The 15574-nt window shown below is 62.2% G+C and carries 12 protein-coding genes; 10 read left to right on the forward strand and 2 right to left on the reverse strand.

Annotated elements, in window-relative coordinates; translation table 11 throughout:
* Both EOC94_RS21010 and EOC94_RS21015 read left to right on the forward strand, forming a co-directional pair.
* Positions 1–1052 (forward strand): glycosyltransferase (locus EOC94_RS21010; protein WP_127293344.1); only part of this gene is annotated, 1052 nt, incomplete at its 5' end.
* A gap of 188 nt (positions 1053–1240) precedes the next feature.
* Positions 1241–2608: a Mur ligase family protein gene (locus EOC94_RS21015; RefSeq protein WP_127293192.1), complete on the forward strand. Its 1368-nt coding sequence runs from the start codon at positions 1241–1243 to the stop codon at positions 2606–2608.
* On the opposite strand, the gene EOC94_RS21020 is transcribed toward EOC94_RS21015, so the two are convergent.
* Positions 2577–3887: a Mur ligase family protein gene (locus EOC94_RS21020; RefSeq protein WP_185928293.1), complete on the reverse strand. Its 1311-nt coding sequence runs from the start codon at positions 3885–3887 to the stop codon at positions 2577–2579. The genes EOC94_RS21015 and EOC94_RS21020 overlap by 32 nt on opposite strands.
* Before the next feature lie 263 nt (positions 3888–4150).
* Here EOC94_RS21020 and EOC94_RS21025 point away from each other — a divergent pair, with 263 nt between their 5' ends.
* The 7 genes from EOC94_RS21025 (at position 4151) to EOC94_RS21060 (ending at position 13571) form a co-directional block, all read left to right on the forward strand.
* Entirely contained in the window at positions 4151–5239 is a 1089-nt protein-coding gene (locus EOC94_RS21025) for a hypothetical protein (protein WP_127293196.1), read from the forward strand.
* A gap of 35 nt (positions 5240–5274) precedes the next feature.
* Positions 5275–6420 carry a hypothetical protein gene (locus EOC94_RS21030; RefSeq protein WP_127293198.1) on the forward strand — a complete coding sequence of 382 codons (1146 nt, stop codon included), beginning with the start codon at positions 5275–5277 and terminating at the stop codon, positions 6418–6420.
* 24 nt (positions 6421–6444) lie between these two features.
* Positions 6445–8355, forward strand: a complete 1911-nt coding sequence (locus EOC94_RS21035; RefSeq protein WP_127293200.1) for an ATP-binding protein — start codon at positions 6445–6447, stop codon at positions 8353–8355.
* Between the two features lie 162 nt (positions 8356–8517).
* Entirely contained in the window at positions 8518–9822 is a 1305-nt protein-coding gene (locus EOC94_RS21045; protein ID WP_127293204.1) for a DUF6638 family protein, read from the forward strand.
* A 51-nt stretch (positions 9823–9873) separates the two neighbouring features.
* Entirely contained in the window at positions 9874–11016 is a 1143-nt protein-coding gene (locus EOC94_RS21050) for a DUF2333 family protein (protein WP_127293206.1), read from the forward strand.
* A gap of 163 nt (positions 11017–11179) precedes the next feature.
* Complete coding sequence (locus EOC94_RS21055; RefSeq protein ID WP_127293208.1) at positions 11180–11575, forward strand: ester cyclase; 396 nt, start codon at positions 11180–11182, stop codon at positions 11573–11575.
* 316 nt (positions 11576–11891) lie between these two features.
* The gene (locus EOC94_RS21060) at positions 11892–13571 is read left to right on the forward strand and encodes a formate--tetrahydrofolate ligase (RefSeq protein WP_095484189.1); all 1680 of its coding nucleotides are present in this window, start codon (positions 11892–11894) and stop codon (positions 13569–13571) included.
* Between the two features lie 174 nt (positions 13572–13745).
* Here EOC94_RS21060 and EOC94_RS21065 read toward each other — a convergent pair whose 3' ends face one another.
* Positions 13746–14393 carry a cysteine hydrolase family protein gene (locus tag EOC94_RS21065; protein ID WP_127293210.1) on the reverse strand — a complete coding sequence of 216 codons (648 nt, stop codon included), beginning with the start codon at positions 14391–14393 and terminating at the stop codon, positions 13746–13748.
* 130 nt (positions 14394–14523) lie between these two features.
* Between EOC94_RS21065 and EOC94_RS21070 the strand changes: the two genes are divergently transcribed.
* On the forward strand, positions 14524–15513 hold the full coding sequence (locus tag EOC94_RS21070; RefSeq protein WP_126105231.1) for a helix-turn-helix domain-containing protein: 990 nt from the start codon (positions 14524–14526) through the stop codon (positions 15511–15513).
* The last annotated feature ends 61 nt before the right edge of the window (positions 15514–15574 follow it).

A 15574-nucleotide genomic window follows, 5' to 3' on the forward strand; every position in this document is an offset into this window, starting at 1 on the left:
CCCCGCCGTCCAACATCCGGCACCGGATCATCGAGGCGGCCCGCGGTCGCGGCCCCTGGCAGAAGCGCAGCGCTCATCCGACCGTGCATTTGATCCCGGCCGACGAACTGGCCGAAGCGGCCGCGATCTGGAAAAATTTCGCGCCCGACCTCGTCGTGGTCGAAGACATCGCGCTTTCGCAATTGCTGGCGTTGGCCCCGGAGCATGGCGGTCGGACCGTCGTCGACCTGCACAACATCGATTCGCGCACGCTGGCGGACCGCATCGGCGCGCTGTCCTTGTGGCAGCGTCTGCGGCGTTTTCGCGAGCATCGGGCCAAGATTGCCCAGGCACGCGAAGCCGATATCCTCGCCGCGAAGACGGCCGACCAGGTCTGGGTCTGCTCCGAAGCGGACCGGGCGACGCTGGCACTGGGACCGGCCCCTGCCCCTGACTTCGTCAAGGTGATCGCCAATCCCATCCCCGACGAGACCGTGCTTTCCCTGCCGATTGCCGACTGGCGATACCAGGAAATCCGCCTCTGCTTTATCGGCCACCTCGGTTACTTCCCCAACATCGACGCGGTCAAGCAGATCGGTCGCAAGATGGTGCCGCGCTTTGCGGCGTCCGGCCGCGACTGGTCGATCACCGTCGCCGGCAAGAACCCGCGGGGAATCGTGCGCCACTACTGCGCTAAGCACGGGCTCAATCTCGTCGAAAACCCACCGCGCCTGCCGGACCTGCTGGCCGCCGCCGGCTATGCGCCGATCCCGCTGAGGTTCGGTGGCGGAACCCGCATCAAGGTGCTGGAGGCGATGGCCGCAGGACTGGTCGTCTGCGCCACGAAAAAGGCCGTCGAGGGGCTCGGCCTGGAAGCAGGCACGCACTTTCTGTCCGGCAGCGATGCCGGCGAGCTTGCCGCGACAATCGTGACCTTCGCCGCAGAGCCGCAAAAGGCCGCTAAGATGGCCGCCGCGGGGCGGGCGTTCGCGCGCGACAGGCATTCCTTCGCGGCGATCGAACGGACGATCCTGCAGGCCGTCGACGACCTGTCGGCGCGGCTGCCGGATTGAGCATCGGCCCTTCCGCAATCCCGCCATCATGCGGCGTTTGTGAAGGCCGGCCGCCAAGCCATAACCTCACATTGGCAACGCCGGTGCAGACTCCCTCTGGCGCAACGTTGCAACGGGCTGTGGACAAGGTAGAAGATGAACGCCTGTCCGGTCGTCCCGCCGGGCCGCAGGGGGGAAGCGTCGACAAGATGGAGCAACTTTCCGCACGAGCAAAACGCCTGCTCGGTCTCGACCGCGCCGGACCTTTGCGATCCAATTTGCGGCGACTGAAGGGCAAATATCGCGTAGCGATGGCGCGCTTGCGCCGTCGACGAACGAAAGCCACCGTGATCGGCATCACCGGCAGTTCGGCCAAGACCACGACGGCGGAGCTTCTGGCTCATATCCTTGAAGGCAGCGGTTCCGTCCACAAATTGACGGTGAGCAACACATTCAACCGGCTGATCGAAAAGCTTTGGCGCTTGCCGCGAAATTCAGCCTATGCGGTGATGGAACTAGGGGTCATGGCCAAGGGGGACATGGCGCGGATGGCTTCGGTTCTGAAACCCGACATCGCCATCATGACGCTGATTGCCGACGAGCACCATTCGGCATTCGGCGGCAGAGCTGCTGTCGCCGCAGAGAAACAGGCGCTGGTCGAGTCGCTGGCACCGGACGGCCTCGCCATCCTGAACGTCGACGATGATCTTATCGCGGCGATGGCACTGAACACCGTTGCGCCGTCCGTGACCTTCGGCCGCTCGGAGCGCGCCCGATACCGCGCATGCGACATTCATGCCGCCTATCCCCAGCGACTGAGCATGACGATACACTGGCCAGGCGGCGCACTTGCGCTCAGGACACGCCTCATCGCCGAACATTTCTGGCTTGCCGTGGCGGCAGCGGCTGCGGCGGCGCTTGAGCTCGGGGTCGATGCCAGGATTATCGCCGAAAGGGTCTCTACCTTCGAGCCGATGCCGACCCGGTGCGGCGTATGGCAGGTGCGTGAGGGGCCGACGTTCTTTGTCGACACGGCGAAGACGCCATTTCATTCGCTCGGGCTGGCCTTCGACATGCTTGGGCATGCCGATGCCGGTTACAAGCGCGTGGTGCTTGGTCATATCGCCGACTATGCCGGCAAGCCGGCAAAGGCCTACGGCAGCGCCTATCGCGCCGCGCGCGCGATTTGCGACCAGATTGTCTTCGTCGGCGAGCATGCCCATCGCTCCGGTGCGGCACAAGAGGATCGCGACAGTGGCCGCTTCCTCGAAATGCGCTCGGTCCGCCAAGTCGCCGAGCACGTCAGGGCCACGCAACGGCCGGACGAAGTCATTCTGGTCAAAGGCTCACGCAATCTGCATCTCGAACGCATAGCCCTTGCCGCAGACCACGATGTTCGCTGCTGGGAGCCGGTTTGCGGATATCCCAGAAGCTGTCTGGAGTGCGGGAAATACCTGATTCCATTCGAGCAACATCGGGAGATACGCGCAGCCGAGAAAGATGAACTGCGCGCGGTACGAAAACGCGCGAGCCTCTGGCGGCGCTTCACGCCCTTCCCGCGTCGTCCTTCAACCTGACTGGGCCGAAGACGTCGTCCATGACCGGCTTGATGTCGCCGACATGCGCGCCGAGCACCAGCAGGAGATCGTCCGCCGTGGCGAGGCTGGCCGCCAGCCGCAGCCCTTCCTCGTAACTGCCGGCGTTGTGGATCCGGGTTTCCGCCACGCCGCAGTTCATCAGACCTGCCTTGAGCAACTCGACAATCTTGGCTGGCGGCCGTCCGCGCCGGAAGATCGGCTCTTCGTAGCATATGAAAATGTCGAATCCCGGCGTGATCGCAGCGGCGACCCGTTCGTAGTTGAACCCTGGGCGATTGCCCCAGCAGCTGACCATGCAAAGACGCCGGCCCGAAACCGGGATTCGGGCCACTGCCGCAACCAAAGCCCGCGTGGCGGGCGGACTGTTGGCCCGGTCAACCACGATCCGGAACGGATACTGGTCAAAAATGTTGAACCGGCTGGGCAAATCTTCTGCCGAATTCGATAGCGAAAGCAGCGCCTCGGCAATGACGGCCAAAGGGACGCCGAGGGCGTCGGCAAGTGCGGCCGCAGCCATTGCGTTGGCTATGTTGTGGCGCAGGGCTCCGTTCATCGAGGAAGGCAGTTGCCAGGCGTCGACGACCAAATGGCGTGCGTCGCCCTGGCGGCGAACGATCCATTCGCGGCCCGCTTCATGTTCGACCACGAAAGCGACGTGACCTCCAGCAATGTGACGCCTGACCAGATCGTCTTGTGTCTCGAAGCCGAACAGCGTGACCCGGCCCGGGCGATATTGCTCCGCCAGCAAACGGCACGACGGGTCATCAGCACCAAGCACGACGCGCCGAGCGGCGTCTGTCACCTTGCGTTTCAGCCTGGCCATATCGGCAACGGTTTCGATGCCGTCCATGCCGATCTGCTCGTCCTGCACGTTGAGCAGTGCCGCCACGTCGCAACGTCCGAGGTAAAGCCCTCGCCGGTTAAGGCCGCCGCGCGCCGTCTCCAGAACCGCGGCGGTCACGTCGGGCCTGGCGAGCACAGTGCGCGCGCCGCTGTAGCCAGCGCGGTCGCCACTCTGGATCATCTGTCTGCCGACATAAATGCCGTCGGTCGTCGTCAGGCCGACGACATGCCCCTGACATTCGAGAATACGTGCCAGCATCCGGCTCGTCGTGCTCTTGCCGACGGAACCGGTGATCATGGCGACGGGCATCCTTGACCGCATCAGGCCACGCACTTGCGCGCGCAGCCGCCGCCGGAATTGTTTCAGTCCATTGCCGAAGTTCAAGGCGCCGCCCAGCCAGGTTCCATGCGCCATTGTCGCGTCGGCTGACCAAATGTCCAGTGGCAGCCTGTCGACCGTGAAGAAACGCGATTGGTTGCTTTGTGACGGCAGATATGCTATTGATTTGGGCATGGTGCTGATTGCGCCAACCACCCGCCGCGAGGCGGGTTTTTTGTTTCAGGCTTCGGCGCCATCCTTTATCGGCCTGCTAATCTTCCACCTTCCCTTCCCCCCATGCCACACATATATTCGCGGCGGTTCGCGACACGAAACAGATGCCGAAGCGGGAGGCCCCTATGGCGACATTGCAGAATTTCGATGCCGAAATTGCCAAGACCAAGCAGGTCGTGCAGGACATGCGCATGAAAATCGAGCAGTCCGGCACGGTGCTCGACACGCTCGCCAAGACCGACAAGAAGATCGGCGACGCCAATTTCGACCTCGAGAACGCCCGCATCGAGGATGTGCTGAAGCAGCAGAAGGTGATGGAAGGCAACATCGCCGACCTGATCATCGGACTGGAGGACGCCACCAACGTCTTCGGCGCCGAATTCGAGAGCATGAAGAACTACACCGGCTGGGAAAGCTTCATCGGCATATTTTCCAGTCAGAGCAAGCAGCGCATGCGCACCGACCGTGTCCGCAACATGTCGCTGGCCGGCAATCTGCAGGAGCTTCTGGCGAAGTCCGATACCATCGTCGGCATCCTCAAGGCGCAGAAGCAGGTTCTCGACCAGCGCTATAAGACCTCCGAGGCCAGCCTGTCGCAGGTGATCGAGCGCCGCAAGACCACCATGTCCAACCTCGAGGCCGTGCAGAAGCGCATCGAGGAGCTCAATCCGATGCTGCTCGACATCGAGAACAAGATCGCCGCCTCGACCAGCCAGAAGGAACGCACGCAGCTTGAAGGCGAGCGTTCGAAACTGGCGACGGAATACAACGAGAAGCAGGCCAAGGAGCAGGAGCTGCTGGCCGAAAGCCAGACGCTGGAGCGCTACACCTCGATGTTCCAGACCTTCGTCGATTCGCTCAACAACCAGATCGCGGCGCAGTCGACGCTGATCAACAAGCTGACCATCGATACCGAGCAGCGCATCGTGCTCTACAAGGCGCTGGAAGACTCGCTGAAGACCGCCGCCCAGCAGGACGTCGCCCACAAGATCAACACGCTTGGCAGCCAGGTCGACAACACCGCCGAGGAGACCATGGCCGGCATTGGTGCTGCCTCGCAGAAGCACATTGGCGATCTCCTTGAAATGCACGAGAAGAACATGGTGGCGACCGCCGACATCCAGCGCCGCAAGAAGCTGGCCGACGATGCCTTTGCCCGCCGCTTCGACGACGTGCTTAAGAAGCACAATGCGGCAAACTACGTGCAGTCGTAATTGCTGCGCTCGCATACCTCCCAAGGGCTGGCTGCATGACCCCCGAAAACGAAGCGGCAACGCGTTATTTCTCGGCGATCACGGCAGCGCTCAGCGGCCTCGAAGTGTTCATGCGCGACGATCGCTCGCCGCTCTACCGGCACGGCATCGTCGCCAAGATCGTTGCTGAATACATCGCGCGGCTCGACAACTCCTTTGCCTGCTGGCGCAACCGGCTGGGTTTCATGGAGACGTTCCGCATTTCGCGCGCCGAAAGCGGCTTTCCGGTTTTCCAGAACCTGCTCGAGCTGGAGAACGACCGCCGCCAGGCCGATACGCGTCTCGCCAACATACCGCTGCCCGACGAGTTGCGCGAGGAAATGGCCGACTTCATCCTGCGCCACAAGCAATTCCCCGAAGCGCTGCAGAAGTCGATGGCCGAGCGGCTCTATCTGGAGGGCGTCAAGAGCGAGACGACCTTCGGACCCTTCACATTGGCGCAGACGGCAAAAGTCTCGGTCAATCCGAAGACGGGGCGGCCTTACTACCTCGTCCATTGGGCCACCTTCGACGGCAGCGCCAACCTGCCGCTGGTCTACATGGTGACGGTCGAGGATTCCTCCGAAGAGATGATCGAGCAGCTTGTCGACCGCAACGGCAAGCTCAACGAGAAGGTCGACATTCCGCTTCCCGTTGAAGGGCTGCTCAATCCCGAGCTTGCCCATCGCTTCGATGACTTCACCGAGAAGAATTCCGCCTACACGCTGTCGCCGGCGACGATCGCCGTCAACCTCGACAAGGACTTCGAGCCGCTCCACCCCAAGCAGCTGCGCCGCGTCGTGCTCGGCCCCTTCTATTCGGCAGGGATCACCGACAACAATTCGACGGTGAGCGAGGTTCTGGCCAAGGTGCGCAAGCCGGAAAACGCCTGGCTGCTGACCTGGACCATCCAGGAGGTTTATTCCAAGGCCGAGAAGCCAGGCCGCAAAGGTCTGTTTTCAAGCGAGAAGACGACGCAGGAATTCTTCATCGACACCGACGATCTGGAGGCCGCGCGGCAAGGCGTGTCGAGCTACGAGAACCACGCGCTGATCCCACACGAAGCCTATCAGGCGCTCTACGCCGCCGGCGAGGCGCAGAAGATCTTTTCTGGCTACAAGGTCCACATCCTGTCCAAAGGACAGGTGATCAGTGACGTCTGACCGTCAAACCGCGGAGCATCCTTCATGGACACCGGCCTGACCACCATTTCGGAAGCGGCAATCGAAAAGCACCGCGCCACCGCGCAGAGCTTCATCACCCGCATCGTCGTGCTGGAGGACCCGTCGCGTGAATCCGGCACCGCACTGGCCGGCACCAACCGCCGCTTCGTCTCGACCGTCTCGGTCGGCTCGGTCAGGCGCACGCGCGAGGTCGAGCTTTCCAAGACAGTCGCCGCCGTCCATCCCGGCGATCAGCTGCTGAGCATTGCGCAGCACATGCTTTTGTTTCGCACCCGGCGCGGGCTGGCGATCGCCCTGGCCATATCAGACGTCTTCGCCGAAGGGTCAGACCTCGAAAGCCTGCAGGCGAAAAACGCCCGCGCGCCGCTCGAAGGCGACGAGGCCGCCACATTCAAGAAGCTGCTGTCGGCCTCGGCCTATATTTCGGCCTTCAGCCTCGCCTCCTACCTGTTCCAGCTGATCGACAGCGACGGCGAGGCGCCGAACGACACGCCCGAGCCGGACTTCTTGTTCGACACGCCCCAGGACGCGGTGAAGTCGATCGTGTCCGGGCTCGACAGGGCGATATCAGGCGCGAAGGACGACGCCGACCTGATGACCCGGGCACGCGCCTTCGCCCGTGTCGCCATCGACGGGCTTTTGGCGCGAAAGGGCCGCTTCGACGGCATCGGCCCGTTCGAGAACGCGCATATCCGTATCGACGTCGACGACTTTACCCTGGATGGCTTCGACGTCGCGCCGGGCAAGCGGTCGAAGCCGCTGGTGATGACCTTCAAGAAGCCCGAAGAGGTTGTCGGCAATCACATCGCCAAGTACCAGTCGGTCAAGCTCGCCAAGATGCTGATGGCTTACGACTTCGAGCGCGAGCTGAACCCGTTCGTCGAGCTTGGCGGCTTCCTGTTCACGTTCATCGGCGACGGCGCGCCCGGCACCGGCAAGACGACGCTGATCCAGATGATCGCCGGTCTCGTCAACGGTTACTGCCAGGTCGCCGGATATCCCTTCGCCTATGAGAATTTCGGCGTCGACCAGATCTCCTCCTACCAGGGCAAATCGGGCCAGAACTGCCGTCAGTTCATCAACAATGTGCTGAACCCGCGCGTCATCGGCTTCGGCACCATCGACGACATCGATCAGGTGGCGGCGCGCCGCTCCGACGATCGCGCCTCGGCCGGCCAGCAGGAAATCACCGGTGTGCTGATGGACGCGTTCGCCGGTGCCGGCACCGTGGTGCGCGGCAACTGCTCCTTTGGCATGTTCTCCAACTACCCCGAAAACGTCGACGACGCGTTGCGCCAGCGCGCCGGCGCCCGCTGGCTGGTCGACGGGCCGCAGAGCCGCGACGACTATATCGACATTTTCGTGCTGCTCGCCGGCAAGAACCACAAGATCCCGCTTGGCGACCACAAGCTCTACGCCGCCCAGGAGATCAAGCGCGCGGTGATGGAAGCCTATGAAGAGCACGAGAAGCCCAGGGAAGACGGGCTGATGAAGGTCTACGAGCGCTACATGAAGGAGAATGGCGCGCCGAAGTCGATGGCCGACATCGGCACCTATCTGCACATGATCAAGGAGGCCGAGCCGCGTTTCACCGGCCGCGCCATCAAGAACGTCACCGACGCGATCAAGATGCGCGCCATGGACATCGAGCTGCCGGACGAATGGTTCGAGAAGCCGGAAGTCTTCATGCACAAGGGTTACGACGACAAGAAGGCGATGATCGAGGAACTGCGTGGGCCGTTCTCGATGGACATGGTCATGCAGGAGGTCAACCGCTACGCCGACTCGGAGTTCCGCTACTCCGACAAGTCCGACGACGCGGCGGTGACCAAGATGATCCGCGACACCCGCCTGCGCGACCGCGCGGTGCGCGAGATCGAGGAGCTGAAGGCCAAGGGGAACTGGAATGCGTGAGGTTCTCCGACGCCCCCTTCTCCCCTTGTGGGAGAAGGTGTCGCCGAAGGCGACGGATGAGGGGTGCTCCAGCTTGGCGCGGATGGCGCTCCGTCCAGCACCCCTCAACCGTCTCGGCACGGCGCGCCGATCCACCTTCTCCCACAAGGGGAGAAGGGATAGATGAGCCCCGCCAAGAAATCCGACCTTTTGCGCGAGAACGAGCTGATCTACGGCCGGCTGTTGACCATCGAGGAGCCGCATCTCATCCAGCGTTATAACAAGGCTTTGGTCGCCTTCGGCCTGAAGCCGACGAAGCTGAAGAGCTTCGACATCGACCGCACCGGCTTCTCGCCGCAGGTGGCCGAGGAATGCGGCGACTACAACTACCTCGACCCCAACGAGATCAACCGCCGTTTCATCATCCTGACGCCGTCGCAGATCGATCTGCCGGTGGTGCACACCGCCTTTTCCAACACCTCGCAGCTGATGTTCGAGTTCATGTCGAAGAACCAGCGCGCCATCGACGCGCTGACCATCAAGGATGTCATCTACGGCGAGATCGAGGATTCGGTCCCAAAAGTCGACGACATCGAGGATCTGCTGTCGATCAACCAGGTCGAGTTCAAGGTGCTGTCGGCGGAGGACGTGCTGGGCAAGGCCGCCGAACTTGGCAAGCTCGTCGACCAGTTGAAGCAGGAGCCGGACGCCTGGCGCGACAACGCCATGCTCACCCGCATGGTGGAGCTTGCCAAGATCTGCGGCGACATCCGCGAGAACGCGCTGGTGCCGGATCAGGTGATCTTTCGCCACAGCGCCTATTGGACCAGCCATTTCGGCGGGCTCTATGTGTTCATCGATCCGGACATGACGACGGTGATCAGCGACCCGGCAGCACCCGGCTTCCGTCGCTCGCGGCCGTGGCAAGTGAGCTACCTCTCGATCAACGATGCCGACAAGGTGTTCAAGTTCCTCGCCGCGACCGGCCGCATCGAACTGCCGCGCGCCTCATGGATCGAAACATCAGGCTATCTCGAACATCGCGCCGAGATGGTGGTGCGCGCGCTGATCCGCGACGCCGAGCCCGATCGCAATCTGACCGACGTCGACAAGGTCTGGCTGCAGACCTGGATCCATGGCCATGCCGACCTGATCACCAGGGACGGCAATTTTCCCTTCCTCAACGCCGCCAAGCGCGAGATCGCTCACCTCGGCCGGCTCAAGATTGAGGACGTCTTCCCGCAGCAGCGTTTCCTGGTGATCCGGGCCAAGCCCGACCATCCCGACGCCTGGCTGACCAACCAGCTGATCTCGGATTTCGTGCCGCAGGATTTCGTCTCGCGTTACGTCTTCAACAAACCAGGCTTCTACAGCGACTATGACGGCTTCAGCGACGCCTGGCGATCGCATGTTGTGGACGTTCTGAAAACCACATATCTGAAAGACAAGGTGGCGTTTCGCACACGCCTCTACGGCCTTACTGATTGAATGCCTAACCTTATCGAATTCTTGGCTGACTGACGAGGGGGTGACATCGCCATGCTTGATCCGATCGTGAATTTCTTCACACGGATTTTCCAGTGGATCGGCCGCGGTATCGGCTTCGCCATCGGTGTGATCCTGTGGCCGTTCATGTGGGCTGGGCGCTGGTACACACAGCGCGGCTGGATCCTGAAGGCGGTGCTCGGCCTCGCTCTGCTCTTGCTGGTCGGCCTCTACGGCTACTTCATCTGGAACACGCAGGTCTGGAGCAATTTCAATCCCGCCTATGCGGAGGCGTATAATTTCACCCAGCCGGCCGGAACCGCCCCGGCGCAGCCCGCTCCTCCTGCCGTCGGGGAAACCGCTGGCGTCGAGGGAGAGGTCAAGACCTGCACAAACTCGGCCATTGTCCAGGTCGCGGCCGATCTCATCGATTTCAACGTCAACGAGAACGCCTGGATCTCGTCGATGATACTCTACAAGCTCGGGTTCTTCGGGATGGACTGGGACCGCACGCCGTTTCTCGACAACAAGGCCTCCTTCCAGCGCGGGGTCAATCAGGCCATCCGGCGCACTGCGGTCGAGCTCGTCGACACACTCGGCCGCGTCCGCGGCACCAGCCAGATCGACCAGAACCTGCAGGATGCGCGCGGCGCGATCACCTTCGACGAGGAAACCTGGTATTTCGGCCTCAGGCCCTTTGGTCCGAAAACCCCGACGCCGAGTTTCTATCGCACGGCGGCGACCAGCCTTCGCGCCTTCAACGACCGGCTGATGAAATGCGAGGTTGTCTTCAACGCGCGCGCCGACAATCTGATGCAGTTCGTCGACCGGATCGCGAGCGACATAGGCTCGACATCGGACATGATCCGCGACCGTTCGCAGAACTTCAACAGCGGCTGGTTCGACACACGCGCTGACGACCGCTTCTGGTTCGCCTATGGCCAGCTCTACGGCTATTACGGCATCCTCACGGCGGCGCATCACGACTTCCAGCAGATCCTCGACAATCGCGGCCTCACACCGCTGTGGACCAGCGTGGAAGGCCAGCTCAAGGCAGCGCTCGCCATACGGCCTTTCATAATCTCCAACGGCCGCGAGGATGGCTGGATCATGCCCACCCACCTCACCACGATGGGATTCTATGTGCTTAGGGTGCGATCGAACCTCGTCGAGGTCAGGTCCGTTCTGGATCGGTGAAGGAAGCCAATAGTGAAAGACGTCTTGGCTTGAAATCACCGCTGCCCCTGGTCGAGATCAGCAACGTGCTGACGCAGTAGGTCGGCTGCGCATCGCGTGGAACCGGAACCTGATCGTCTCGTCGTCGTTCAACCGCTGGGCGGCAGCCAGCGAGGGACATGAGATGGATATCCGGGAAGTTGCTCGAAATTTCTATGCCACGATCGACGCGCAGGACTGGGATAAACTGTCCAGTCTTGTCTCTCCAGATCTCGCCGTTCATCTCGGCAGCGCCAATCCGATCGGCTTCGCTGACTGGCGCAAATCCCTGACCGAGTTCTTTGTTGGATTCCCGGATGGACATCACGTCATCGACGACTATGTCAGCGATGCCGATAAGGTGGTCACGCGCTGTCGCTTTGAGGGCACGCACACCGGCATCTTCCATAGCGTCGAACCGAGCGGAAATCGAGTCTCGGTTGGCGTGATTCACATCGATCGTCTTGAGAACGGCGTCGTGGTCGAACATTTCGGCCAGCTTGACGGCTTGGGGCTGATGCACCAGATCGGCGCATTCTAGCGCAACTACCCGAGGCGCAGGCCGGCGCTCGAACCCTGTCGCATTCGGTGCATTCCGCGGCTGTTTTGAGACGGCAAAACGGCGCGTGCTCTGGCTTCTATACGGCGCGACAACCGGGCGCGAAGACCCGGGACAGATCGCCCGGGAAACAGAACCGCCTTTCTCTAGAGGAAACATAGTTGCATGCAAGTTGACGCCATGGCAGCGACAGGGCTAGAACATGCCCTCGCCTGCAGTGCCGGGCTGTCTCGAACAGGCTTGCGACCACACTGATCAAACCCGTCCCCTCCACCGTCCAATCCAGAGGAAAGCCGCCATGGCCGAAGTGAAGTCCGACATCGAGATCGCGCGCGCCGCCGACAAGAAGCAGATCCAGGAGATTGGCCAGAAGATCGGCATTCCAAGCGAGCATCTTTTGCCTTACGGCCACGACAAGGCGAAGATCTCGGCCGAGTTCATCAAGTCGGTGAAGGCGAACAAGGACGGCAAGCTGATCCTCGTCACCGCCATCAACCCGACGCCGGCCGGCGAAGGCAAGACGACGACGACGGTGGGCCTCGGCGACGGTCTCAACCGCATCGGCAAGAAGGCGATCGTCTGCATCCGCGAGGCCTCGCTCGGGCCGAATTTCGGCGTCAAGGGCGGTGCTGCCGGCGGCGGCTATGCGCAGGTCGTGCCGATGGAAGACATGAACCTCCACTTCACCGGCGATTTCCATGCCATCACCACGGCGCATAATCTGCTTTCGGCGCTGATCGACAACCACATCTACTGGGGCAACGACCTCGGCATCGACAACCGCCGCGTCGTCTGGCGCCGCGTCATGGACATGAACGACCGGGCGCTGCGCGAGATCATCTGCTCGCTCGGCGGCGTCGCCAACGGCTTTCCGCGCGAAGGGGGCTTCGACATCACCGTCGCCTCGGAAGTCATGGCGATCCTGTGCCTCGCCACCGACCTGAAGGACCTGGAAAAGCGCCTCGGCGACATCATCGTCGCCTATCGCCGCGACAAGTCGGCCGTCTACGCCCGCGACCTCAAGGCCGACGGCGCCATGGCCGTGCTGCTCAAGGACGCCATGCAGCCCAACCTGGTGCAGACGCTGGAGAACAACCCAGCCTTCGTTCACGGCGGTCCGTTCGCCAACATCGCGCATGGCTGCAACTCGGTCGTCGCCACCACGACGGCGCTGAAGCTCGCCGACTATGTCGTCACCGAAGCCGGTTTCGGCGCCGATCTCGGCGCCGAAAAATTCTTCGACATCAAGTGCCGCAAGGCCGGCCTGAAGCCGGCGGCAGCCGTCATCGTCGCCACTGTGCGCGCCATGAAGATGAACGGCGGCGTCAAGAAGGAAGATCTCGGCAAGGAGAATGTCGAGGCGGTCAAGAAGGGTTGCGCCAATCTCGGCCGTCACGTCGAGAATATCAGGCAGTTCGGCGTGCCAGCGGTCGTCGCCATCAACCATTTCTACTCCGACACCGACGCTGAAATCCAGGCGATGAAGGACTACGTCGCCTCGATGGGCGAAGAGGCGATCCTTTGCAAGCACTGGGCCCACGGATCGGCCGGCATCGAGGAGCTCGCCAGCAGGGTGGTGGCGCTTGCCGAATCCGGCGCGTCGCAGTTTGCGCCGCTCTATCCCGACGCCATGCCGCTGTTCGAGAAGATCAACACCATCGTCCAGCGCATCTATCGCGGTTCCGAAGCGATCGCCGACAAGTCGGTGCGCGACCAGCTCCACGCCTGGGAGCACGCCGGCTACGGCCACCTGCCGGTCTGCATGGCCAAGACGCAATATTCGTTCTCGACCGACCCGAACCTGCGCGGCGCGCCGACCGGCCACACCGTGCCGGTGCGCGAGGTCAGATTGTCTGCCGGCGCCGGCTTCATCGTCGTTATCTGCGGCGAGGTCATGACCATGCCCGGTCTTCCCAAGGCGCCGTCCTCGGAAAAGATCTTCCTGAACGAGATGGGCCAGATCGAAGGCCTGTTCTGAGATTTTGAAGGCCGGAATGACAAGGGCGCAGCGTCGCTACGGCGCCCTTTTGCTTGCCCGAGACAAATTTCCAATGCATGTCGCCCAAAAGTGCGCAGCGGTTTTGGGATAACGACATGCATAAGAACAAGAACTTAAAGCGCGTCGCATGAATCCTGTCAGGCGCGACGCGCTTTAAGCGGCGCTCCGTGCCAGCGCGCGCTGGTTGGAAGCGTAGATCGTGTCGCGTTCGGGCAGCGTGCCGGTCTTCAGGCAGTCGATCCATTCGGCTGTCTTGAGAACGGCGGCGAAGCGCGACTGCAGGATAACAGTCACCACGCGGTGGATGTCCTCGGCCGAAGCATAGCCGGCGCTGTTGGCATAGGGCACCGAGCCGGTGGCGTCGGACAGGAACTCCACCGCAAAGCCCATGTGGACGGCGTGGATGATGGTCGAGAGATCGCAATTATGCGTCATATAGCCGACGACGGTGATCGTATCGATGGCGTTGGAGCGCAACCAGTCCTCGAGGTCCGTGCCGGTGAAGGCGCTCGGCAAGGTCTTTTCGACGTAATGGTCACGGCTACGCCTTGATATCTCGGGATGCAATTCGGCGCCGTGGCTGCCTTTGGCGAAAATCGGCGACGTTTCTGGCGCCAGCTGCTTGATGACCACGACCTTGACGCCTGCCTCGGCGGCCGCGTCCATCGCTCGTGCCGCGTTGACGACGCTGTCGCGAAACGGCGGATATTGGATGGCGAGGTTGCCGCCGTCATAGTCGTTCTGGATGTCGACGACGACGAGGGCACGGCGTGGCGCCTTGCCTTTGACTGGTTCAGACATCAAATTTTCCTTTCTCGTTTGGCTTCGATTGGTCGAGGATAGGCCTGCTGCCGGATTGCAAAAAGTGTCCCAATTGACATTATTCGAAAGAATTGGGACAATCCGGCTCTAACCCTCATTGGTGCTCCTCATGGCCGATCCGATCGTTGCCGCCATCGCCTTCGATGGCATCAGTCCGTTCCACCTCTCCGTGCCATGCCTTGTATTCGCAGAGGATCGCGCCGCGCTCGGCTTGCCGCGCTTCGACTTCCGCATCTGTGCAATCGAAAGCGGGCCTATCCATACCGAAGCAGGGTTGACCGTGACTGCGCCGCACGGGCTGGGCAGCCTCGATGGCGCAGACATTGTGATCGTCCCAAGCTGGCGAGACCTCGACGATCCGCCACCGGCGTTTCTGGTAGAGGCCCTGCTGCGAGCGCACCGGAACGGCGCATTGATTGTCGGATTGTGCCTCGGCACATTCGCTGTTGCGGCGACAGGACTGCTTTCGGGGCGGCGAGCCGCGACGCATTGGGCCTATACCGAGCAGCTACAGGCGCTTTATCCCGACATGATCGTCGACCCGGACGTGCTTTACATCGACAATGGTGATGTCATGACATCTGCCGGCGTCGCCGCCGGGCTTGACTGCTGTCTCCATATCGTGCGGGCCCGCTACGGCGCGGAGGCGGCTCTTCGGCTTGCTCGGCAGATCGTGCTTTCTCCCCATCGGCAAGGCGGGCAGGCGCAGTTCATAGAACGTCCCATCGCTAGGACCGGCAACGCGGATCGCTTCACACAGGCACTCGACAAGGTGCGCAAAACGCTGGACGAGACGCATAGCCTGGACAGCGTCGCCGCCGCCGCCGGCCTCACCCGCCGGACATTCACGCGCCGCTTTCAAAAATCGATCGGCACCAGCTTCGGCGACTGGCTGATTGACCAGCGCGTCGCGCTGGCACAGCGGCTGCTGGAAGCGACGGAAAAATCGATGGACACGGTTGCCTTCGAAGCCGGGTTCGGCAGCGCCACATCGCTGCGCCAGCACTTCGCGGCGCGGCTCAGAACCACGCCCGCGCAGTACCGGCGAGAGTTCTCTAAGAGCACTCAGGAGGAGCGCGTGGCGTACGCGCCGAGGTGAGGCAATCGCTTCAGGTTTGCGCTGCCTTTCTCTGCTCCCGACCCTACCGTCCTTGAAAAGG

Source organism: Mesorhizobium sp. M6A.T.Ce.TU.016.01.1.1 (assembly GCF_003997065.1).
GTDB lineage: Bacteria > Pseudomonadota > Alphaproteobacteria > Rhizobiales > Rhizobiaceae > Mesorhizobium > Mesorhizobium mediterraneum.